Source organism: Arsenophonus sp. ENCA (genome assembly GCF_002287155.1).
In the GTDB taxonomy this organism is placed as follows: domain Bacteria; phylum Pseudomonadota; class Gammaproteobacteria; order Enterobacterales; family Enterobacteriaceae; genus Arsenophonus; species Arsenophonus nilaparvatae.
On the sequence record NZ_NHNG01000408.1, the window covers coordinates 1 to 724 of the forward strand.

Sequence of the window (724 nt, forward strand, 5' to 3'; positions counted from 1 at the left end):
TCAGTTGTTCGTTGTATATATTCATTGAGAAAATTGTTTAAACAGGAAAATTTGATTATAACCATTTATGGTAGAGGATATTGTTTTAATAGTGATGTAAAACTTATTGATTTAAATGCAAAGAATGATTATTTATACGAAATTCCTAACCATGATAAGCGGCAAAGTGGGCTTTATATGCAAAGTATTGGCAGAATATTACCTGTATTTAAAGAGGGTATTTGTTCTTCAAATACAATAAAGGATAGTTTTCAGCGTTTAACATTGAACATTAAATGTAAATAGTCATGATTTCGTCATAATTTGGTTGTGATCTTTGGGTTATTATAAGGTTTAATGAGATCGTGTTTTTTGCTAGAAGCTGGTTTCATGTTAAGGAGCAAGTTTTGCGGCAGAGTGAATGTATGTGGATAAAATATGACGAAATTTTATTAGAAAATCCAGTTCTTTATTATGTTACGGCAGTAAGTAAAACAGAACTTCGTATTAGTTCAAAAGGAAATCAAGAGATTTGCTGTTTAGATATTGGAGAGAGTGGGATCATGATGATTTTACCTTCTAAAATAGATGTTTTATCGGGTGAAATCAGGTTAAAAAAAGAAAATATCTTACATTTAGCTAAAATGCAGGCTTTTATTGATAAAGCAAATAATCAAATCCATAATTTTAAGAATAATTACCTTTCTGCTTTTATTAATTTTAATTTTGATACTTATAAAAAACA

At 28.2% G+C, this 724-nt stretch carries 2 protein-coding genes; both read left to right on the forward strand.

Annotated elements, in window-relative coordinates; genetic code table 11:
• On the forward strand, positions 1 to 285 hold a 285-nt coding region (locus tag CBG25_RS10650; protein ID WP_290606557.1), incomplete at its 5' end, for a hypothetical protein.
• Positions 286 to 386: 101 nt separating this feature from the next.
• A partial coding sequence (locus CBG25_RS10655) for a hypothetical protein (RefSeq protein WP_290606559.1) occupies positions 387 to 724 on the forward strand: 338 nt, incomplete at its 3' end.